General features: G+C 55.4%; 23 protein-coding genes and 1 other RNA gene. 14 read left to right on the plus strand and 10 right to left on the minus strand.

The features are described from left to right. Positions 1–47: 47 nt before the first annotated feature. From rnpB to ACVV26_RS19285, 5 genes are all read right to left on the minus strand, one after another. An RNA gene (rnpB, locus tag ACVV26_RS19265) (RNase P RNA component class A) lies at positions 48–426 on the minus strand. A 39-nt stretch (positions 427–465) separates the two neighbouring features. Then, positions 466–1,611, minus strand: a complete 1,146-nt coding sequence (gene garK, locus ACVV26_RS19270; RefSeq protein WP_312985223.1) for a glycerate 2-kinase — start codon at positions 1,609–1,611, stop codon at positions 466–468. Positions 1,612–1,676: 65 nt separating this feature from the next. Then, positions 1,677–2,567 (minus strand): 2-hydroxy-3-oxopropionate reductase, encoded by an 891-nt coding sequence (garR, locus tag ACVV26_RS19275; RefSeq protein ID WP_312985155.1) that lies wholly within the window; start codon positions 2,565–2,567, stop codon positions 1,677–1,679. Positions 2,568–2,600: 33 nt separating this feature from the next. Then, positions 2,601–3,368 (minus strand): 2-dehydro-3-deoxyglucarate aldolase, encoded by a 768-nt coding sequence (gene garL / locus ACVV26_RS19280; RefSeq protein WP_474798884.1) that lies wholly within the window; start codon positions 3,366–3,368, stop codon positions 2,601–2,603. A gap of 26 nt (positions 3,369–3,394) precedes the next feature. Beyond that, positions 3,395–4,723, minus strand: a complete 1,329-nt coding sequence (locus ACVV26_RS19285) for an MFS transporter (protein WP_474798886.1) — start codon at positions 4,721–4,723, stop codon at positions 3,395–3,397. 397 nt (positions 4,724–5,120) lie between these two features. Here ACVV26_RS19285 and garD point away from each other — a divergent pair, with 397 nt between their 5' ends. From garD to ACVV26_RS19310, 5 genes are all read left to right on the plus strand, one after another. Next, positions 5,121–6,692 carry a galactarate dehydratase gene (gene garD / locus ACVV26_RS19290; protein WP_474798888.1) on the plus strand — a complete coding sequence of 524 codons (1,572 nt, stop codon included), beginning with the start codon at positions 5,121–5,123 and terminating at the stop codon, positions 6,690–6,692. Positions 6,693–7,294: 602 nt separating this feature from the next. Continuing rightward, positions 7,295–7,765: a PTS galactitol transporter subunit IIA gene (gene gatA / locus ACVV26_RS19295; RefSeq protein WP_474798890.1), complete on the plus strand. Its 471-nt coding sequence runs from the start codon at positions 7,295–7,297 to the stop codon at positions 7,763–7,765. A gap of 14 nt (positions 7,766–7,779) precedes the next feature. Further along, positions 7,780–8,064: a PTS galactitol transporter subunit IIB gene (gene gatB, locus ACVV26_RS19300; RefSeq protein ID WP_312985165.1), complete on the plus strand. Its 285-nt coding sequence runs from the start codon at positions 7,780–7,782 to the stop codon at positions 8,062–8,064. Between the two features lie 4 nt (positions 8,065–8,068). After that, positions 8,069–9,442: a galactitol-specific PTS transporter subunit IIC gene (locus tag ACVV26_RS19305; RefSeq protein ID WP_474798892.1), complete on the plus strand. Its 1,374-nt coding sequence runs from the start codon at positions 8,069–8,071 to the stop codon at positions 9,440–9,442. Positions 9,443–9,779: 337 nt separating this feature from the next. Continuing rightward, positions 9,780–10,553: a DeoR/GlpR family DNA-binding transcription regulator gene (locus tag ACVV26_RS19310; RefSeq protein ID WP_474798894.1), complete on the plus strand. Its 774-nt coding sequence runs from the start codon at positions 9,780–9,782 to the stop codon at positions 10,551–10,553. Positions 10,554–10,598: 45 nt separating this feature from the next. Here the strand turns inward: ACVV26_RS19310 and rsmI are convergent, their stop codons facing one another. Beyond that, complete coding sequence (rsmI, locus tag ACVV26_RS19315; RefSeq protein WP_474798896.1) at positions 10,599–11,465, minus strand: 16S rRNA (cytidine(1402)-2'-O)-methyltransferase; 867 nt, start codon at positions 11,463–11,465, stop codon at positions 10,599–10,601. 64 nt (positions 11,466–11,529) lie between these two features. Here rsmI and ACVV26_RS19320 point away from each other — a divergent pair, with 64 nt between their 5' ends. From ACVV26_RS19320 to dolP, 4 genes are read left to right on the plus strand one after another with little or no spacing between them, the layout of a single operon-like run. Next, positions 11,530–13,602 (plus strand): penicillin-binding protein activator, encoded by a 2,073-nt coding sequence (locus ACVV26_RS19320; RefSeq protein WP_474798898.1) that lies wholly within the window; start codon positions 11,530–11,532, stop codon positions 13,600–13,602. Further along, entirely contained in the window at positions 13,560–13,946 is a 387-nt protein-coding gene (locus ACVV26_RS19325; RefSeq protein ID WP_474798900.1) for a YraN family protein, read from the plus strand. Before ACVV26_RS19320 ends, ACVV26_RS19325 begins: the two co-directional genes overlap by 43 nt. A gap of 31 nt (positions 13,947–13,977) precedes the next feature. Next, positions 13,978–14,568: a DnaA initiator-associating protein DiaA gene (gene diaA / locus ACVV26_RS19330; RefSeq protein ID WP_125294272.1), complete on the plus strand. Its 591-nt coding sequence runs from the start codon at positions 13,978–13,980 to the stop codon at positions 14,566–14,568. Between the two features lie 9 nt (positions 14,569–14,577). Then, on the plus strand, positions 14,578–15,153 hold the full coding sequence (gene dolP / locus ACVV26_RS19335; RefSeq protein WP_474798903.1) for a division/outer membrane stress-associated lipid-binding lipoprotein: 576 nt from the start codon (positions 14,578–14,580) through the stop codon (positions 15,151–15,153). A gap of 36 nt (positions 15,154–15,189) precedes the next feature. On the opposite strand, the gene ACVV26_RS19340 is transcribed toward dolP, so the two are convergent. Next, positions 15,190–15,837, minus strand: coding sequence for an NAD-dependent epimerase/dehydratase family protein (locus tag ACVV26_RS19340; RefSeq protein ID WP_474801921.1), 648 nt, complete (start codon positions 15,835–15,837; stop codon positions 15,190–15,192). Between the two features lie 117 nt (positions 15,838–15,954). On the opposite strand from ACVV26_RS19340, the gene ACVV26_RS19345 reads away from it, so the two are divergent. Further along, positions 15,955–16,473, plus strand: a complete 519-nt coding sequence (locus ACVV26_RS19345; protein WP_317677943.1) for a type 1 glutamine amidotransferase domain-containing protein — start codon at positions 15,955–15,957, stop codon at positions 16,471–16,473. Here ACVV26_RS19345 and ACVV26_RS19350 read toward each other — a convergent pair. Next, positions 16,470–16,904 (minus strand): YhbP family protein, encoded by a 435-nt coding sequence (locus ACVV26_RS19350; protein ID WP_474798905.1) that lies wholly within the window; start codon positions 16,902–16,904, stop codon positions 16,470–16,472. The genes ACVV26_RS19345 and ACVV26_RS19350 overlap by 4 nt on opposite strands. Positions 16,905–16,999: 95 nt before the next feature. On the opposite strand from ACVV26_RS19350, the gene ACVV26_RS19355 reads away from it, so the two are divergent. After that, the gene (locus ACVV26_RS19355) at positions 17,000–17,302 is read left to right on the plus strand and encodes a GIY-YIG nuclease family protein (RefSeq protein WP_474798907.1); all 303 of its coding nucleotides are present in this window, start codon (positions 17,000–17,002) and stop codon (positions 17,300–17,302) included. Here the strand turns inward: ACVV26_RS19355 and ACVV26_RS19360 are convergent. Both ACVV26_RS19360 and ubiT read right to left on the minus strand, forming a co-directional pair. Beyond that, on the minus strand, positions 17,289–17,792 hold the full coding sequence (locus ACVV26_RS19360; RefSeq protein WP_474798909.1) for a GNAT family N-acetyltransferase: 504 nt from the start codon (positions 17,790–17,792) through the stop codon (positions 17,289–17,291). The two genes, ACVV26_RS19355 and ACVV26_RS19360, sit on opposite strands and share 14 nt — an antisense overlap. Continuing rightward, positions 17,786–18,310 (minus strand): ubiquinone anaerobic biosynthesis accessory factor UbiT, encoded by a 525-nt coding sequence (ubiT, locus tag ACVV26_RS19365; RefSeq protein WP_312985185.1) that lies wholly within the window; start codon positions 18,308–18,310, stop codon positions 17,786–17,788. Before ubiT ends, ACVV26_RS19360 begins: the two co-directional genes overlap by 7 nt. A gap of 227 nt (positions 18,311–18,537) precedes the next feature. Here ubiT and ubiU point away from each other — a divergent pair, with 227 nt between their 5' ends. The 3 genes from ubiU (at position 18,538) to ACVV26_RS19380 (ending at position 21,554) form a co-directional block, all read left to right on the plus strand. Next, positions 18,538–19,533 (plus strand): ubiquinone anaerobic biosynthesis protein UbiU, encoded by a 996-nt coding sequence (gene ubiU, locus ACVV26_RS19370; RefSeq protein WP_474798911.1) that lies wholly within the window; start codon positions 18,538–18,540, stop codon positions 19,531–19,533. A gap of 10 nt (positions 19,534–19,543) precedes the next feature. After that, on the plus strand, positions 19,544–20,422 hold the full coding sequence (locus tag ACVV26_RS19375) for a U32 family peptidase (protein WP_474798913.1): 879 nt from the start codon (positions 19,544–19,546) through the stop codon (positions 20,420–20,422). 127 nt (positions 20,423–20,549) lie between these two features. Continuing rightward, entirely contained in the window at positions 20,550–21,554 is a 1,005-nt protein-coding gene (locus tag ACVV26_RS19380; RefSeq protein WP_474798915.1) for a luciferase-like monooxygenase, read from the plus strand. Positions 21,555–21,561: the final 7 nt, after the last annotated feature.

Raw genomic sequence — 21,561 nt, forward strand, 5'->3', positions numbered from 1 at the left:
TCCATGCTTTAGAAAAAGCAAAACCCCGCCGAAGCGGGGTTTCTAATGTGTGAAGCTGACCGATAAGCCGGGTTCTGTCGTGGACAGTCATTCATCTAGGCCAGCAATCGCTCACTGGCTCAAGCAGCCTACCCGGGTTCAGTACGGGCCGTACCTTGTGAACCCCTATTTGGCCTTGCTCCGGGTGGAGTTTACCGTGCCGCGAACTGTTACCAGTCGCGCGGTGCGCTCTTACCGCACCCTTTCACCCTTACCTGATCCCGCTTGCGCGGGCCATCGGCGGTTTGCTCTCTGTTGCACTGGTCGTGGGTTTCCCCCCCAGGCGTTACCTGGCACCCTGCCCTATGGAGCCCGGACTTTCCTCCCCTCCGCCCGTCTCCCCCCGAAAGAGGACGACGACGAAGCGGCGACTGTCTGGTCAGCTTCGGCGCGGAGTATAGAGGGTTTGCGCCTGTCTGTCACGCCTTAAGGCGCGGTATGCATCCCGACATTCAGCGTCGCCGCGATGTTGCGCGATGCACGATAGATATTTTCAAACGCATTCTTTAACGCCTCTTCCAGCGACCCAATGCTGGTCAGCACACTGAATACCGCGTCGATGCCGTACTGATGCACCACGCCGACGTCCGGCGTCAGGCTACCTGCAATACCGATAACGGGCTTGTGGTACTTCATCGCCACATTCGCCACGCCTACCGGCACTTTGCCGTGAATACTTTGGCTGTCGATGCGCCCTTCGCCCGTTACTACCAATGTACAGTCGTGAATATGTTCTTCGAGGTTGAGCGCTTCGGTGACAATCTCAATGCCGCTGCGCAACTCCGCGTTCAGGAACGCCATCAGCGCCGCACCCATCCCGCCTGCCGCGCCCGCACCCGGCACCGCTTTAACGTCTACACGCAGCGATTTTTTGATCACATCGGCAAAATGGCCGAGATTGCGATCAAGCTCGACGATCATCGCTTCTGTCGCGCCCTTCTGCGGGCCAAAAATCCGCGATGCGCCCGTCTCGCCGACCAGGGGATTGGTCACGTCGCAGGCAACGCGAATCGAGCATTCGGCAAGACGCGGATCGAGCCCGGAAATATCAATACTGTTCAGCGCCATCAAACTGCCGCCGCCGTGGCCGATCTCTTTACCGGTCGCATCCGTCAGCTTTGCGCCCAGCGCCTGCACCATGCCTGCGCCGCCGTCATTGGTGGCACTGCCGCCAATGCCGATAATAATATTGCGCGCCCCGTTATCCAGCGCGTGCAGAATCAACTCGCCGGTTCCACGCGAAGTGGTAATCAGCGGGTTGCGTAAGTTCAGTGGCACCAGCGAAAGCCCGCTGGCTTCCGCCATTTCAATAAAAGCAGTCGTTTTATCGCCCGAAATACCCCAACTGGCATTCACGCGTTCACCCATGGGACCGGTCACCTGAGTGGTAATTTTGCTGCCGTCAGTCGCCGAAATCATGGCATCCACGGTCCCTTCGCCGCCATCGGCAACCGGTACGCGAACATACTGAGCGTCAGGGAAAATTTCCCGAAATCCTTTTTCGATGGCCTGGGCTACCTCAGCAGCAGGAAGGCTTTCTTTATAAGAGTCTGGTGCTATTACAATTTTCATCATTATTAAGCCCTTCTTGCCGTGCGGGGCGTGAAACCAGGGGCGCGTCCCCGCGCCCTGTTTTATTACCGGGTGACTTCGATCTTCGCCAGTTTTTCGTAGTAGCACGCCAGCGCGCTATGGTCGTCGTTGCCATGACCATCGGCACGCAGCGCCTGCATCATTTCCATGACCGCAGCGGTCAGCGGCAACTGCGCGCCCACGCCGTGAGAGGTGTCCAGCGCGTTAGCCAGATCTTTAATATGCAGATCGATACGGAAACCCGGTTTGAAATTGCGATCCATCACCATCGGCGCTTTCGCGTCCAATACGGTACTGCCTGCCAGGCCGCCACGGATAGCCTGGTAAACCAGATCAGGATTAACACCCGCTTTGGTTGCCAGGGTCAGCGCTTCGGACATCGCCGCGATGTTCAGCGCCACAATGACCTGGTTTGCCAATTTGGTCACGTTACCCGCGCCGATTTCACCGGTATGCACCACGGAGCCCGCCATCGCTTTCAGCAGATCGTAGTACTTGTCGAAAATAGCTTTATCGCCGCCAACCATCACCGACAGAGTGCCGTCGATGGCTTTCGGTTCGCCGCCGCTCACCGGTGCGTCCAGCATGTCGATGCCTTTGGCTTTCAGCGCGTCGCTGATTTCACGGCTTGCCAGCGGGGCGATGGAGCTCATATCAATCACTACAGTGCCCGGCTTCGCGCCTTCAATAATGCCGTTTTCACCCAGCGCGACGTCTTTGACGTGCGGAGAGTTCGGCAGCATGGTGATGATGACGTCACACTGCTGGGCGATCTCTTTCGGGTTAGCGGCGGTACTGGCGCCAGCCTCAACAACTTCAGCAATTACCTCAGCATTGCGGTCGGCAACCACCAGGGAATAACCGGCTTTAATGAGGTTTTTACTCATTGGTTTACCCATGATGCCCAGGCCAATAAAACCAACTTTCAGTGTCATAGCGTTAATCTCTCTCGTTAATTACGGGGGTGGTTATTTTTTAAAAGCGTCACACAGTTTCTGCGTGGCGGAGCGGAACACGCCTAAATCGCTGCCGACGGCAACAAAGGTCGCGCCCCATTCCAGATAGCGACGGGCGTCGGCTTCAACCGGGGCCAGGATGCCTGCCGGTTTGCCGTGCGCTTTGGCGCGTTCGAAAATGTACTGAATGGCGCGCTGTACGTCCGGGTGATTGGCATTGCCCAGATGGCCCAGCGCTGCGGCCAAATCGCTTGGGCCGACAAAAATACCGTCTACGCCGTTGGTCGCGGCGATAGCATCAACGTTATCCACCCCCTGCTGGCTTTCGATCTGCACCAGGATGGTGATGTTTTTGTTCGATTCGGTCAGGTAATCCGGCACGGTGCCAAACATATTGGCGCGATGAGAAACCGACACGCCGCGAATACCTTCCGGCGGATAGCGGGTAGACGCCACCGCTTGCGCCGCTTCTTCCGCCGTTTCCACGAACGGGATCAGGAAGTTGTAGAAACCGATATCCAACAGGCGCTTGATAATGATCGGCTCATTGGTCGGCGCACGGACGACCGGCGCGCTGTGGCTGCCTTTTAACGCCATCAGTTGCGGGATAAAAGTGGTGATATCGTTCGGCGCGTGTTCGCCGTCCAGCACGATCCAGTCAAAACCTGCCAGACCCAGCACCTCAGCGCTGATCGGATTTGCCAGTGCGGACCAGCAGCCGATTTGAGTCTGTTTGGCCGCCAGCGCAGCCTTGAATTTGTTAGGGAAAATAGCGCTCATTCTGTTTACCTTCATGTCATCGATGCTTATTTCTGCAGTTCCATACGCTTGATGTCGCCCACCACGAACAGGTAGCAAACCATCGCCATCAGGGCGGAACAGCCCACGAACAGCAGCGCAGCGTTAAAGGAGTGCAACTCACTCACCAGATAGCCAATCACCAGCGGGGTGACGATAGAGGCGACGTTACCAAACACATTGAATACCCCGCCGCACAGGCCGACAATTTCTTTCGGCGCGGTATCGGAGATAACCGGCCAGCCCAGTGCGCCAAAACCTTTACCGAAGAACGCCAGTGCCATCAGGGCAATGACCAGCACGGTATTATCGGTGTAGTTACAAAGAATAATGGTTGATGCCAGTAGCATGCCCAGCACAATCGGCAGCTTACGGGCCAGCGTCAGTGAATGGCCGCGTTTAATCAGGGAGTCGGAGAACACACCGCCCAGTACACCACCGGCGAACCCGCACAGCGCCGGGATAGACGCCACCATACCCACTTTCAGAATCGACATGCCCTTTTCCTGCACCAGGTAAATCGGGAACCAGGTGAGGAAGAACCAGGTAATGGTGTTGATAAAATATTGGCCGAAGAACACGCCTAACATCATGCGGTTAGTGAGCATCTGCTTGATGTAATGCAGTTTCGGGCCGCTGTCAGTGGTGGTTTTTTTGTGATCCATATCAACCACCGCGCCGCCCTTCTTGATGAACGCCAGCTCAGCCGCAGACATTTTCGGGTGGTCGGTTGGGTTATGGATAAATTTGACCCACATGATCGTCAGCACAAAACCCATCGCACCCATGACGGTAAAGACATGCTCCCAGCCCCATGCGAACGTCAGCCAGCCCAGCAGCGGCGAGAAGATCGCCAGGGAAAAATATTGCGCTGAGTTGAAGATAGCCGAGGCGGTGCCGCGCTCTTTGGTCGGGAACCAGGCCGCCACGATACGGGCGTTGGCCGGAAATGACGGCGCTTCAGAGAAGCCGAGCATAAAGCGCATCAGGAACATCGACACGCCCGCCCAGGCCAGCGGCACCATATCCACAAAACCTTGCAGGAAGGTAAACAGTGACCAGAAGAACAGGCTGTAGGTGTAAACTTTCTTCGAACCGTAGCGGTCAAGCAGCCAGCCGCCCGGAATTTGCATCAGCAAGTAGGCCCACCCGAAAGCGGAGAAGATGTAACCCATGGAAATCGCGCTGAGCTGGAGCTCTTTCGCCACCTCGGTCCCGGCGATCGACAACGTTGCACGGTCGGCGTAGTTAATCGCGGTAACAATAAAAATAATCAGCAATATATAATATCGGGTATGCATACCCTTTTTGGTTTCACTGGCGACGTCAAGCATCATATTATTTACCTCTGGCTCAGGCACTCTATTCGGAATTAAATTGAACCGGCGCGGGCGTAGTATTTATATTTATTTTGTTATTCAGGGATATTAATTTCACACCATTAGGTTATGAATCAGTATAAGCAGCACCCTTCAATCCCGCATCATGCATTTGCACAACAAAACAAAGTTAAACAGGATTTTTGTTTTGCAAAACCCCAACTTCATGGGCGCTAATCCACAGAATTAATCATTGCCGCCCTTGCCAGTACTGGCTTCACGACGTCTGGTGATCTGTGTCACATTTTTATTTTTGAACACCTGACATTCTTACTGCCATTACCGCCTGATACCGATAAAAATAATATTCCTTAATTTATTAACCATGCCTTGAGCACGCGGAGAATACTGGACAATGGCTAATATTGAAATTAAACAACAACCGCCCGGCGCTTTTTATATTAAAGTGCACGACACTGATAACGTCGCCATCATTGTTAATGATTACGGCTTAAAAGCGGGCACCCGTTTTCCGGATGGTCTTGAGTTGATTGAACATATTCCTCAGGGCCATAAAGTCGCACTGAGCGATATTCCCGCGCATGGCGAAATTGTCCGTTACGGTGAAGTCATCGGTTATGCGGTAAAAGATATCCCGCGCGGCAGCTGGATTGAAGAATCCCTGGTAGAGCTACCGAAAGCGCCGCCGCTGAATACTCTGCCGCTGGCGACCAAAGTGCCAGAGCCGTTACCGGCGCTGGAAGGCTATACCTTCGATGGCTATCGCAACGCGGACGGGAGCGTCGGCACCAAAAACCTGCTTGGCATCACTACCAGTGTGCATTGCGTGGCGGGCGTCGTTGATTACGTGATTAAAATCATCGAGCGCGATCTGCTGCCGCGCTACCCGAACGTGGACGGCGTAGTCGGCCTGAACCACCTGTACGGCTGCGGCGTGGCGATTAACGCCCCGGCGGCAGTGATCCCGATTCGCACTATCCACAACATCGCCCTGAATCCTAACTTTGGCGGCGAAGTCATGGTGATCGGCCTGGGGTGCGAAAAACTTCAGCCGGAGCGCCTGCTTCAGGGCACCGAAGACGTACAGCCCATCGCGGTCGACGATGCCAGCATTGTGCGCCTGCAGGACGAACAGCACGTAGGCTTCCGCTCGATGGTGGACGATATTCTGCGCGTCGCCGAGCGCCATCTGGAAAAACTCAACCAGCGTAAGCGCGAAACCTGCCCTGCCTCTGAACTGGTGGTCGGTATGCAGTGCGGCGGCAGTGATGCGTTTTCCGGCGTAACGGCTAACCCGGCAGTGGGCTATGCCTCCGATCTGCTGGTACGCTGCGGCGGCACGGTGATGTTCTCGGAAGTAACTGAAGTCCGCGATGCTATCCATCTGTTGACGCCGCGTACCGTCGACGAACAAGTCGGTAAACGCCTGCTGGAAGAGATGGCCTGGTACGATGATTATCTCGATATGGGCAAAACTGACCGCAGCGCCAACCCGTCTCCGGGTAACAAGAAAGGCGGCCTGGCCAACGTGGTGGAAAAAGCGCTCGGCTCTATCGCGAAATCCGGCCAGAGCGCCATTGTGGAAGTGCTGTCGCCGGGCCAGCGCCCGACCAAACGCGGTTTAATCTACGCGGCGACCCCAGCCAGCGACTTTGTGTGCGGCACCCAGCAGGTGGCCTCCGGGATCACCGTGCAGGTGTTCACCACGGGTCGCGGTACGCCGTACGGCCTGATGGCGGTGCCGGTGATTAAAATGGCGACCCGCACCGAACTGGCTAACCGCTGGTATGACTTAATGGACATCAACGCAGGTACTATCGCTACCGGGGAAGAGACCATTGAACAGGTGGGCTGGAAGCTGTTCCACTTCATCCTTGATGTGGCGAGTGGTCGCAAGAAAACCTTCTCCGATCAGTGGGGTTTGCATAATCAGCTGGCGGTGTTCAACCCGGCACCCGTGACCTGATATCGCCTTTCAGTTTCCTTGCCATTATGCCAGCCGCCGTGCTGGCATTTTTTATTCCTGCCTTGCCTCCCCACCGAGCTTCTCAGCCTTTTCCTGCACATTCCTGGTACATATTCCGAATGTATCCGATAACTTTCCATTGTGAACGTAGATCACAATTACAAAAAACGAAAATGATTAAATTCCTTTCATAAGAAATGAAACGAAAGACTAAGGAAAGGATATGGCAATCATTTCACATAAACCGAAGCACTTATATGACGCCGCTGGCGTTGCATGGCACCCCAGCGCTAAAACGCGCACTTGCTTCCGAATTGAAAAATCACTTTGCGGCATGCCCCGAAGAAAACGCTGCACGTCATTCCATACAACCGGCCAAAACGGTTATGAAACCCGTCGTACACAAGGGAAATGAGACTTGCCGCTGTAAGGGAGAGATATCGGCCACGGTTTAAGTCTGGCCAGAACAAACCGAAACTCGCGATGCGTAAATAATCTTAACTCACTGAATAACAGCAATTTTACACATATTGCTGATGGGATTTCTTTGCCCTGAATAAATCAAATACAACAGCGAATTCCTGCTGCCAGAGGAGAAAGTCATGACCCAACTGTTCGTTCGCACCGGTATCCACTTCGCCAACAGCGATGAGGCGCTTGAGCATATCGGCGCGGAAATGCTGGCAAAAGGCGTCGTGAAAGCAAGCTATCCGCAGGCCCTGAAACAGCGCGAAGCATTGTTTCCGACAGGTATCGCCCTGGAGCAACACGCGGTTGCTATCCCGCACTGCGAAGCCCTGCACGCTATCTCGCCCGCTATCTATCTTATCCGCCCGGATAACCCTGTCTGTTTTCAACGCGCGGATGATGACGGTGAAATTGCCGTCCCGTTGATTATCGCGCTGATCGTTGAAAACCCAGACGCTCAACTCAGGCTGCTGCGCCAGCTATTCAACGGGTTGCAAAACCCGCAGCGAATAGCGGCGCTCCTGAATACCCCGCAGGCAGAACTGGGTAAAGCATTTTGGGAAACCCTGATTGAACCGCAGCCCGACGCGGCTTCGTCATTATAAAAAAGGAAAATGTTATGAAACGAAAAGTGATCGTCGCCTGCGGCGGCGCAGTGGCGACATCTACCCTGGCTGCCGAGGAAATCAAAGAGCTGTGTGCGGCGCAGGGCATCGAACTCGATCTGGTGCAGTGTCGCGTGACGGAAATCGAGACCTATATGGAAGGCGCTGACCTTATTTGCACCACCGCGCGGGTCGATCGGACCTTTGGCGATATCCCCGTGGTGCATGGCATGCCGTTCGTCTCCGGCGTGGGGATTGAAGCCTTGCAGCAAAAAATCCTGGCTATCCTGACGGAGTAAAATCATGTTTAACGACATCATGCGTTATATCCTCGATCTTGGCCCCACCGTGATGCTGCCGGTGGTCATCATTATTTTTTCCCTGTTACTGGGGATGAAACTGGGCGACAGTTTTAAATCCGGTCTGCATATCGGCATCGGTTTTGTCGGCATCGGGCTGGTGATTGGCTTAATGCTCGACTCTATCGGCCCTGCGGCGAAAGCAATGGCGGAAAACTTCGACATTAACCTGAGCGTGGTGGATGTTGGCTGGCCAGGATCTTCACCGATGACCTGGGCCTCACAAATTGCGCTGGTCGCGATTCCCATCGCCATTGCGGTCAATATTGTGATGCTGGTGACCCGTATGACCCGGGTGGTGAATGTCGATATCTGGAATATTTGGCACATGACCTTTACCGGCGCGCTGTTGCATCTGGCGACCGGCTCATACTGGATTGGCATTCTCGGCGTTGTGGTCCATGCCGCCTTTGTTTACAAGCTCGGTGACTGGTTTGCTAAAGACGTGCGCGACTACTTTGGCCTGGAGGGCCTGGCGATCCCTCACGGCACATCCGCCTATCTGGGGCCCATCGCGGTGCTGGTGGATACGCTGATTGAAAAAGTACCCGGCCTGAACCGAATCCACTTTAGTGCCGACGATGTCCAGAAGCGGTTTGGCCCTTTCGGCGAGCCGGTTACCGTGGGCTTTGTGATGGGGATTCTGATTGGTTTGCTGGCCGGATATGACGCCAAAGGCGTGCTGCAACTGGCGGTCAAAACCGCCGCCGTGATGCTGCTGATGCCGCGCGTGATTAAACCGATCATGGATGGCTTAACGCCCATCGCAAAGCATGCGCGTAAACGCCTGCAGGCCAAATTTGGCGGCCAGGAATTTTTGATTGGCCTCGACCCGGCATTGCTGCTCGGCCAGACTTCCGTGGTATCCGCCAGCCTGATATTCATTCCGCTGACCATTTTGATTGCCATTGCGGTTCCCGGAAACCAGGTGCTGCCTTTTGGCGACCTCGCTACCATTGGCTTCTTTGTGGCGATGGCAGTGGCGGTGCACCAGGGAAACCTGTTCCGCACCCTGATTTCCGGCGTCATCATCATGAGCATCACGCTCTGGATCGCCACACAAACCATTGGGCTGCACACCCAACTCGCCGCTAATGCCGGCGCGCTTAAAGCAGGCGGTATGGTGGCGTCTATGGATCAGGGCGGTTCGCCGGTGACCTGGCTACTGATCCAACTCTTCACCTGGCAAAATGTCGTTGGGTTCTGTGTCATCGCCGCGATTTATGCCACCGGCGTATTCCTGACCTGGCGCAGAGCGAGGGGCTTCATCGCCGCAGAAAAACAGGCTGCGTTGACATCCTCGCAGTCACCTTCTTAATTCAACGGGGGGCGTTGCCCCCTTATTCTGCCGTTCTGGTGATCCATACTGACGTCGAGCCACGTATAACCAAAGCGATTAGCAAAATACCGTCCCGCTGCGGGTGGAATAAAAAATCAGATTTTATCTACATATGGTACCAGGGACAGGCTGGCAGATTTCGTCCACACCGTAATGGCGCTGATAAATCGCCCCCTACATGGCAAATGTCTGTCGCCGCAGAATTAACCCCCGGTCCTCATTTAACGCTGGCTATCATCGCCTTTCGAAATGCAGCGCTAACCTTTCAAAACGCTTTCGATTACACTAAGGATAATTATTTTTAAGGACAGAAAAGATGAACTCCTTTGAACGACGCAACAAGATAGTCGAACTGGTGAATGCTCATGGCAGCGTACTGGTGCTCGACTTGTCGAACACCTTTGGTATCTCAGAAGTGACGATTCGCGCCGACCTGCGCCTGCTTGAGGAAAAGGGTCTGGTAACGCGTTTTCACGGCGGCGCGGCGAAACCCGGTAATAACACAGCAGAGATCGATAATCATGAAGTGCTGCTCGAAGCACGCTATCAACTGGCTAAAGATCCTAAAAAACGCATCGCACAAACGGCCGCCGCGATGATCGAAGAAGGCATGACCGTGATCCTTGACAGTGGCAGTACCACACTGTTGATCGCGGAGGCGCTGGTTAAGCGCGCCAATATCACGGTGATCACCAATAACCTGCCCGCTGCGTATATTCTTTCTGATAATAAAGACATCACCCTGGTGGTGTGCGGCGGTACGGTACGCCATAAGACCCACTCAATGCACGGGACCATCGCCGAGCGCTCACTGCAGGGGATCAGCGCTGATGTAATGTTTGTTGGCGCGGATGGCTTTGATACCACCAACGGTATTACCACCTTTAACGAAGGCTATTCCATCAGTGCGGTAATGGCGGCGACGGCACATCGCGTGATTGCCGTTCTCGACGCATCGAAGTTCAATCGCCGTGGTTTTAACCAGGTCATTCCAATGGAAAAGATCGACGTCATCATAACGGATGACGGGTTAAGCGAAGAGGATAAACTCCTGCTGAATAACAGCGACGCGAAATTAATGGTGGTGTGAGAAACCGGTACGGCAAATCCGGTTTCTCAGTGGCGCAGCGCAAGATCACTCTTGCGCTTGCTGTTCCAGCGCATATTTATACAGCGCATTTTTCTTCACGCCGTGAATTTCCGCCGCCAGCGCCGCCGCTTTCTTTAACGGCAGTTCGGCTTGCAACAGCGCCAGAGTACGTAACGCATCAGCGGGCAACGCCTCTTCCTGCATGTCAAAGCCTTCGACGATGAGTACCATTTCACCCTTGCGGCGATTTTCGTCTTCTTTAACCCACGCAAGCAGTTCGCCGATGGGCGCGCCGTGAATTGATTCCCAGGTTTTCGTGATCTCGCGGGCCAGCACGACATAACGCGACTCGCCCAGTACCGTACAAATATCTTCCAGGCTTTCCAGCAGGCGATGGGTGGATTCGTAAAAAATCAGAGTACGCGGCTCCTGCTCGATGGCTTTGAGCGCATCGCGGCGGGCTTTCGATTTGGCAGGCAAAAAGCCTTCGTAGCAAAAACGGTCGGACGGCAGCCCGGCCGCGCTTAACGCGGCAATGGCGGCGCACGGTCCCGGCAGCGGTACAACGCGAATACCCGCCTCACGACAGGTGCGAACCAGGTGATAGCCCGGATCGTTGATCAATGGCGTACCCGCATCGGACACCAGCGCGATATTTTGCCCTTCCTGCAGTTTCGCCAGCAGTGTTTGCGCTTTTTGTTGCTCATTATGATCGTGTAATGCGAACAACCGCGCGGAAATGGCAAAGTGTTGCAGCAATAAGCCGGTATGGCGCGTATCCTCGGCAGCAATCAGGTCAACCGACTGCAACACCGAGAGCGCCCGCTGGGTTATGTCCCCAAGATTGCCAATCGGCGTCGGGACAATATAAAGCTGGCCCTGAGAATTCTCGGTGGAATCGTGTTGTTTCATTGTTTAGTCCGTATTGCCGATTTAATATTGAATATTGATTAAAAAAAAACTCACTGGATACAGTATGGTACCGTCAACCTTAATACGTTCTAAAGCCGCGCGCTGCCTGCCTGTCGTGCTGGCCGCGCTGCTTTTCGCCGGCTGCGGCACCCAGGCGCCGGATCAAAGCGCCGCGCATATGCAGGGTGAAGCACAAGCGAATTCCGCTTACTACTTACAGCAAATGCAGCAAAGCTCGGATGATACCAAGACCAACTGGCAATTACTCGCGATACGTGCCCTGATTAAGGAAGGTAAACGCGAACAGGCGACCGAACTGTATCGACAATTACCCACCGATCTCACCGCTGAACAGCACCGCGAACAGCGTCTGCTGGACATCGAATTAATCCTGGCGAATAAAAACTATCAGGGTGCCGCTGCTGAACTGGCCTCGCTGGATATCTCTGATTTCAACGACGGCCAGAAAGCCCGGTACTATCAGGCACAGATTGACGCCAGCCAGGGCCGCCCGTCGCTGGAGCTGCTGCGCGCATTGATTGCGCAGGAGCCGCTGCTGAAACCAGCCGATAAGCAAAAGAATATCGACGCCACCTGGCAAGCGCTCTCATCCATGACGCCCGACCAGGCCAATGCGCTGGTGATTAGCGCTGATGAAAACGTGCTGCGCGGTTGGCTCGATTTACAGCGCATGTGGTTTGATAACCGCAGCGATCCCGCCATGCTGAAAGCGGGTATCCAGGACTGGCAAACCCGTTATCCCCAGAACCCAGGCGCGAAGCTACTCCCGACCCAACTGGTAAACGTGCAGAATTTCAAACCCGCCTCGGCGGACAAAATCGCTCTGTTGTTACCGCTTAATGGCCAGGCCGCGGTATTTGGGCGCGCGATCCAACAGGGTTTTGAAGCAGCGAAAAACAGCGGCGTCAGCCCGGTAAACACGCCGCCAAATGCGCCACAAACCGAAACCGCCCAGCCCGCCGCTGAACAGCTTACCGCTGACCAGCCAGCCGCTGAACAACCTGCCGGAGCCGATGGCATTGTCAGCCCGTCGGCGGCAAACGTTAATGATCTGACTCGGGACGCCGCTGCGCCAGCCGCTGAACCCGCGACGCAGACACCGGTTGCGCAAGCCTCCGTGAGTGCGCCCGCCAATCCTGGCGCGGAAATTAAAATCTACGACACCAGTAGCCAGCCGCTCAATCAGGTCCTGAACCAGGTGCAGCAGGATGGTGCCAGTATTGTCGTCGGCCCGTTGCTGAAACCTAACGTTGAAGAGCTGGTACGCAGTAATACCCCCTTAAACGTGCTGGCGATGAATGAACCTGAAAACGTGCAAAACCGCGCCAACATTTGCTATTTCGCTCTCTCCCCGGAAGACGAAGCCCGTGACGCTGCGGAGCATATCTGGCAACAGGGGCAACGTAATCCGTTGGTTCTGGTGCCGCGCAGCGCGCTGGGCGACCGCGTGACCCGCGCGTTTGCCGAACAATGGCAGCATCTGGGCGGCGGTACGGTGTTACAGCAAAAATTCGGCTCGGTATCGGAGTTGAAAATGGGCATCAACAGCGGCTCCGGGATTGCCTTAACCGGTTCGCCGGTGGCGTCCAGCCTGCCGACCCAGCAAGCCACCACTATCGGCGGCCTGACTATTCCTGCACCGCCGACCGATGCGCAAATCACCGCAGGCAGCAGCGGCAACGTCGATTCGGTTTACATTGTGGCTAGCCAGGATGAAATCGCATTAATCAAACCGATGATCGCCATGCGTACCGGCAGCCATAACGGCGCGACGCTGTATGCTTCGTCACGCAGTTCGCAGGGCAATACCGGGCCGGATTTCCGTCTGGAAATGGAGGGCCTGCAATTCAGCGAAATCCCAATGTTAGCCGGGGAAAACCCCGGTTTGCAGCAGCAGGCGCTGGCCGCAGTGAATAATGACTTTTCACTGGCGCGATTGTACGCCATGGGCGTTGATGCCTGGTCCCTGGCGAATCACTTTTCGCAGATGCGGCAGGTGCAGGGCTTCCAGCTCAACGGCAATACCGGCACGCTGACCGCCGATCAGGATTGTGTGATCAACAGGAAGTTAACATGGCTCAAATACCAGCAGGGACAGGTGGTGCGGGCAAATTAAGCTCACAGCAGGGCGCGGTCTGGGAACACCGGGCGCGCCTGTGGCTGGAAAGTCAGGGATTACAGTTTGTCGCGGCAAACGTGCGCGGACGCTGGGGTGAGATTGATTTGATCATGAAACACCGCCACGTCCTCGTGTTTGTCGAAGTACGTTACCGCCGCTCCGCCTGTTTTGGCGGGGCCGCCGCCAGCGTGACGCAAGCCAAGCAACATAAATTATTACAAACCGCGCGCGGCTGGCTCGCCCGTCAGTCCCAGAGTTTTGATACTGTGGATTGCCGGTTCGATGTGTTAGCCTTCACCGGCGATGAAGTCGAGTGGATTGAGAACGCGTTTTCCGCCTAATAATCAATTGACGTATTTTCAAAGGATCACTGTGTTAGAACGAATCAAAGTCTGCTTTACGGAAAGCATTCAAACTCAAATTGCTGCTGCCGAAGCTCTCCCGGATGCCATTTCTCGTGCGGCAATGACGCTGGTTCAGTCCTTACTCAATGGCAATAAGATCCTTTGCTGCGGCAATGGGACCTCCGCCGCTAACGCCCAGCACTTCGCCGCCAGCATGATCAACCGGTTTGAAACCGAACGCCCCAGTTTACCTGCCATTGCACTAAATACGGATAATGTGGTCTTAACAGCCATCGCTAACGACCGGTTGCATGAAGAGATTTATGCCAAACAGGTCCGCGCGTTAGGCCACGCGGGCGATGTATTACTGGCGATTTCCACTCGCGGCAACAGCCGGGATATCGTCAAAGCGGTAGAAGCCGCAGTCACCCGTGATATGACCATTGTCGCCCTCACCGGCTATGACGGCGGTGAGCTGGCGGGTTTGCTGGGTCCGCAGGATGTAGAGATTCGTATCCCTTCTCACCGCAGCGCCCGTATTCAGGAGATGCATATGCTGACGGTGAACTGTCTGTGCGATTTGATAGATAACACGCTTTTCCCTCACCAGGATGATTAAGGAGTACACATGAAGGCATTTTCGCCCCTCGCAGTCCTTATTGCCGCGTTGCTATTACAAGGTTGCGTTGCCGCAGCGGTTGTCGGAACTGCGGCGGTAGGCACTAAAGCCGCTACCGATCCGCGCTCGGTAGGTACGCAGGTTGACGACGGAACGCTGGAGCTACGGGTCAATAGCGCATTGTCTAAAGATGAGCAGATCAAGAAAGAGGCGCGCATCAACGTGACCGCGTATCAGGGCAAAGTCCTGTTAACCGGACAAGCACCGAATACCGAACTGGCCTCGCGCGCGAAGCAGATCGCTATGGGAGTGGAAGGCACTACCGAAGTGTATAACGAAGTGCGCCAGGGCCAGCCGATTGGTCTGGGAACCGCCTCTACCGATACCTGGATCACCACCAAAGTGCGCTCCCAGCTATTGGCAAGCGATCTGGTGAAATCCTCCAACGTGAAAGTCACCACCGAGAACAGCGAAGTGTTCCTGCTGGGCCTGGTCACCGAGCGCGAAGGGAAAGCGGCGGCAGATATCGCCAGCCATGTGAGCGGCGTGAAACACGTCACTACCGCGTTTACCTATATTAAATAACTGCTTGCGCCCGCTAATTTACGCGGGCGCTTTTTATTACCGCCCCGCCAGCTGCGCTTTTTCCCGCAGTTCAGCAGAGTCCAGAATCGTCACGCCAGGCTTTCCTCCCATCATTGCATCCTGAAACATCGCCAGCGCCACGTCCCGCGCGTGAATCGATTTCCATTTCCCCGGCAGCAGGCCGAACAGCGGTGCGAACAGCGACTCGGCAACGCGTTTTTTATTTCGATGGCCAATCAGCATCGACGGACGGGCGATGGTTAATCGTGGCCAGCCCTGCGCACGTAGCGTCTCCTCCATCTCGCCTTTTACGCGATTATAAAAGAATGGCGAATGGGCATTCGCGCCCATCGCGCTGACCACCAGCATATGGGTCGCGCCAAGACGTAACCCCGCCAGGCCCGTATCCACCACCAGCGTAAAATCGGCATGGACAAACGCCTCTTTGCTGCCGGCCTCGCGCCGGGTAGTGCCGAGACAGCAGAACACAATATCCACCGGCTCGGTGGCCTGGGCTAACGCATCCGTAAGCTGCGGATCGTGGGGGTTAAACATCTTTTTCATGGGCGCAAGCGGCCTGCGGCTGGGCGCGACGATGTTTTCGATGCGCGGTTCGTCGTTCAGCAATCTAAGTAAGTGCCCGCCAACTAAACCGCTGGCACCCGTGATCAATACCCGGCTCATCATTTCCCCCTTGCAGATTAATCCGTGTTGCAAAGCTATGCCCTTCAACCAGGCTTAATAGTCAGTATTCACTATTTTCAGTGATTAGGTGTGTCGAAAACGAACTGAGGAGTAAACATGAGCAAGAAGATTGCAGTCCTGATTACCGACGAGTTCGAAGATTCCGAGTTCACTTCCCCGGCGGAAGAATTTAAAAAAGCGGGCCACGAAGTGATCACCATTGAGAAGCAAGCCGGGAATACCGTAAAAGGCAAAAAAGGCGAAGCTCAGGTGACTATCGATAAAGGCATTGATGACGTTAAACCTGATGAGTTTGATGCCCTGTTGCTACCTGGCGGCCATTCGCCAGATCATCTGCGTGGCGACAGCCGCTTTGTCGATTTTACCCGTGACTTTGTCGAAAGCGGCAAACCGGTGTTTGCGATATGCCACGGGCCGCAGTTGCTGATTAGCGCCGACGTGATCCGGGGACGCAAGCTGACGGCGGTAACGCCAATCGTCATTGACGTGAAAAACGCAGGCGCGGAGTTTTTCGACCAGGAAGTGGTGGTCGATAAAGACCAGTTGGTTACCAGCCGCACGCCAGATGATTTACCGGCGTTTAACCGCGAGGCGCTACGCCTGCTCGGCAGTTAACGGTTAGCGTGACGTTGCCAGCTAAATTTTTTACCAAAACCCAGAGTGTTGTCAGTCAATTTGAGTTCATCCAGCCGAATTTGCCAGACGGGCGCTGACATCCCTCTGGCAATGGGGAAGCGTCGGTTATAGCGTTCACGAAGGCTCTCTGACGCTTCGCCCTCAAGCAACTGGATCTCGCCTTTAAACTGCACACCGCGTATGAGCGCGACGTTTTTGGTTTGCCCGCTTACCGTACCCGCCACCCTCGCTCTTGCACCGCTGATTTGCCCGTGCCGCGTCTGCGGGTCGCTCAACAAGTAGAATGCCACGTCCTGTGGGCAATACAGGTAAAACGCATTTGCGCACCACATATCCTGGTCGTTTGCCACGCAGTAGCTCACCACATGCTGTTTGCCGAGCCAGCGGCTGATGCTTTCCAGTGCTTCCATAACGCCTCCTAAAATGGTTTGCCGACACACTACCACAGTGTCGTCACAGAGAAAGCGTGATAAGGTGCGGCAAAATCTTCGTCCGAATACGCTTTATGAACTGCTGGTTTCTCTATTTAATTCGCACTGCCGATAATCGGCTTTATACCGGCGTCACCACCGACACCGCGCGCCGTTTGCTACAGCATCAGACCGGTAAAGGCGCACGTTCGCTACGGGGCAAAGGCGAATTAACGATGGTTTTCGCCCAACAAGTTGGTGAGCGCTCACAAGCGTTGCGCATTGAATATCGGATTAAACAATTGCCGAAGCGGGATAAAGAGCGCCTGGTCGCGGGAGAAATCGCGCTGGCGGATCTGTTCCCAGATTTACCAGCGCCTGCGATTAGAAACGATTGAAGTGCTCGTGGTATTCCACCAGACCGCTTACGCCCTGAAGCGCATCGGGAGCCAGCGGATGGATCTGGAATGCGGCTTCGGTCCCCGGCCAGCGACAGTGTAAATCGTAATGTGCGGCCAATTCAAAACCGAAACGGCCATACAGCGCCGGATCGCCCAGCGTCACCACGGCGGCGTAGCCAAATTCATTCAGGGAATCGAGCCCTTCATACACCAGCTGACGCGCTAAACCTTGCCCGCGCAACGATTCGTCCACCGCCAGCGGCGCGAGGCCTACCCATTGTAGATCTTCACCCTGTACGCTCACCGGGCTGAACGCGACGTAACCGACCACTTGCCCTTCCTCATCGGTAGCCACCAGGCCCAGCGTCAGCATACCGTCTTCACGCAGGTCATGGATCAAATCCGCCTCGCCGCCGTCTTTAAACGTGCGGCGCAGCAGCGCATCAATACCAGGTGCATCTATGGGAATTTCTACACGAATTAGCATGGTTCACCTACTGAGGTTGCTTTTGTCGACGGCGCGTCTTTCAGACCCGCTTCGACGAAGTCAGCCAGTTGCAGAAGCATGATGCGCAGGGGTTTTGGCATCGACTCCAGCTCAATGGCGTCCATCAGGTTTTTGACGTACAAACCGAGTTCGGTATCGCCTTCAATGATTAATCGGCGCTGGAAGAATAGCGTATCCGGGTCCTGTTTGCGTGCGGCAATCATTAAAAGGTCGCTGGCATCGGCGCTGAAGCTGACATCCGCTGGCGCATCTTCTTTTACCACCAGCCGGTCGTTTTCCACTGAAGTAAACCATCTCAAACCGATATCGCGCACTTCAATGCATAACCAGCGCCCATCAAGGAACGCCAGCTCTCCCTCTTCAAGCGCCTGACGGAACTGCCAGGCCAGTACCTGCTCCAGTACTTGTCGCTTCAGAGCAAAGGGCGCCAGCTTAACGGGCGTCCTCATTAGTGAGGGGCCAAGACGAACCAGGCGCGAACGCAGTTGATCTAACACGAGCTCTACTCCTTGATAACTATCGACCCATCATTGTGCCATATCGTTCCTGCGACATAGCGGCGTAAATCAAGATTTTAAACGTTTTGATTACCCCTTTATTGATTTCATCAATACGCGTTTAACTGCCTCAAATCAAATATTGTCGCTGCCAGGTTAACTAAAATCGCCGTTCATTAACAATATGGCGACTTTTTTTGTCCGCCCCCTCACCTTCAGGAAATTCTATGGAGTTGCTGTGTCCTGCCGGAAACTTGCCGGCACTGAAAGCGGCTATCGAAAACGGGGCTGATGCGGTTTATATCGGCCTGAAAGACGATACCAACGCCCGCCATTTTGCAGGCCTCAACTTTACTGAGAAGAAACTTCAGGAAGCGGTGAATGTGGTTCATCAACATCGCCGTAAGCTGCATATTGCGATCAATACTTTTGCGCATCCCGATGGCTACCAGCGCTGGGAGCGTGCGGTGGATATGGCGGCGCAATCCGGGGCCGATGCCCTGATTCTGGCGGATATCGCCATGCTGGAGTACGCCGCCGAGCGCTATCCGCACGTCGAACGCCACGTCTCGGTGCAGGCGTCCGCTACCAACGAAGAGGCAATCCGCTTTTACCAGCGCAATTTTGATGTGGCGCGGGTGGTGCTGCCGCGCGTGTTGTCCATTCACCAGGTTAAGCAACTGGCGCGCGTGACGCCGGTGCCGTTGGAAGTATTCGCCTTCGGCAGCCTGTGCATTATGGCGGAAGGCCGCTGCTATCTCTCTTCTTATCTGACCGGCGAATCGCCCAACACTGTCGGGGCGTGTTCACCGGCGCGTTTTGTGCGCTGGCAGCAGACGCCCCAGGGGCTGGAATCACGTCTGAACGATGTGCTGATCGATCGCTATCAGGACGGGGAGAACGCTGGCTATCCGACGCTGTGTAAAGGGCGCTATCTGGTTGACGGCCAGCGCTATCACGCCCTTGAAGAACCCACCAGCCTCAACACCCTGGAACTGCTGCCGGAACTGCTGGCAGCTAATATCGCTTCGGTGAAAATCGAAGGCCGCCAGCGTAGCCCGGCGTACGTTAGCCAGGTGGCGAAAGTGTGGCGTCAGGCCATCGACCGCTGCATGGCGAATCCGCAACAGTTCCAGCCGCAGCAGGCCTGGATGGATACTCTCGGCGCAATGTCCGAAGGCACGCAAACCACGCTCGGCGCGTATCACCGCAAATGGCAGTAAAGGAACCACCATGAAATACTCATTAGGACCCGTACTGTATTACTGGCCGAAAGCGACGCTGGAACAGTTCTACCAGGCGGCGGTAAACAGCAGCGCCGATATTGTCTATCTCGGCGAATCGGTATGCAGCAAACGCCGCGACACCAAAGTCGGCGACTGGCTGGAGATGGCGATAACCGTTGCGGCCAGCGGTAAGCAGGTGGTGATCTCCACTTTAGCGCTGGTGCAGGCACCGTCTGAGCTGAATGAACTGAAACGCTATGTGGAAAACGGCGAGTTTCTGATTGAAGCCAGCGATTTCGGTACCGTGAATATGGCCTGGGAGCGCGGGTTGCCGTTTGTCGCCAGCCATGCGCTCAACTGCTACAACGCCGTCACGCTGCGCCGCCTGGCGAAACAGGGAATGATGCGCTGGTGCATGCCCGTGGAGCTTTCCCGCGACTGGCTGGTGAATTTGCTGACGCAGTGCGATGAGCTGGGTATTCGCCAGCAGTTTGAGGTGGAAGTGCTGAGCTACGGTCATCTGCCGCTGGCCTATTCCGCCCGCTGCTTTACCGCGCGCTCAGAAGACCGGCCTAAAGATGAATGCGAAACCTGCTGCATTAAGTATCCCCACGGGCGGGTTATCCATTCGCAGGAGGGCCAGCAGGTGTTTGTGCTGAACGGCATCCAGACCATGAGCGGCTACGTCTACAATCTCGGCAATGAGTTAGCCTCTATGCAGGATTTAGTGGATGTGGTGCGACTCTCCCCTGTGGGCACGGAGACCATCGAGATGCTAAACGCCTTTCGCGCCAATGAAACCGGCGCGGCACCGCTGGCGCTGGAAGCCAACAGCGACTGCAACGGTTACTGGCGTCGCCTGGCCGGACTTGAGCTACAGGCCTAAAAAAAGCTCACTTTGTTAACAGCAATCAGCGAATTTTAATGCAGTATTAAAAGGTACAGCTTTCTGGCGCATGCGCGCCGGAGGCAGACCTTTAATCTGAAACAGTGCTGTGACAAAGTGAGCTGCTATGACCACGCAATCAACTGTACCTTTCTCTTTGCTCGACCTGGCCCCGATCCCGCAAGGGCTCAGCGCCCGGGACGCTTTTCATCATTCTCTGGATTTAGCGAAGCTTGCCGAAGCGCGCGGCTATCACCGCTACTGGCTGGCTGAGCACCATAATATGACCGGTATTGCCAGCGCGGCGACGTCGGTGCTGATCGGCTATCTTGCCGCGAATACCTCCACGCTGCGCCTGGGTTCTGGCGGTGTGATGCTGCCCAACCACTCACCGCTGGTGATCGCCGAACAGTTCGGCACTCTGGACGCGCTGTATCCTGGCCGTATCGAGCTGGGGCTGGGCCGCGCGCCGGGCAGCGATCAGCGCACCATGATGGCGCTGCGCCGCCATATGAGCGGCGACATAGATAACTTCCCGCGCGATGTGAATGAGCTGGTGGAATGGTTTGACGCCCGCGATCCGCACCCCGCCGTGCGTCCGGTGCCGGGCTACGGCGCGAAAATACCGCTGTGGCTGTTAGGCTCCAGTCTGTACAGCGCACAGCTGGCGGCCCAGATGGGCCTGCCTTTCGCGTTTGCCTCGCACTTCGCCCCGGATATGCTGTTCCAGGCGCTGCATCTGTATCGCACCCAGTTCAAACCGTCCGCGCGGCTGGAAAAACCGTATGCGCTGGTGTGTATCAATATTGTGGCCGCCGACAGCAATCGCGACGCGGAGTTTTTGTTTACTTCAATGCAGCAGGCATTTGTGAAGCTGCGCCGTGGCGAAGCCGGGCAGTTACCGCCGCCGGTGGAAAGCATGGAGAGTATCTGGAGCCCGGCTGAACAGTACGGCGTCCAGCAGGCGCTGGGGATGTCGCTGGTGGGTGATAAAGCCAAAGTGCGCCACGGTTTGCTGTCAATCCTGCGGGAAACCGAGGCTGACGAAATCATGGTTAACGGGCAGATTTTCGATCATCAGGCCCGTCTCCACTCCTTCGATTTGGCGATGCAGGTTCGCGAATCACTTTAACAGAACG

The organism is Atlantibacter sp. MEI4A-1023 (genome assembly GCF_056155425.1).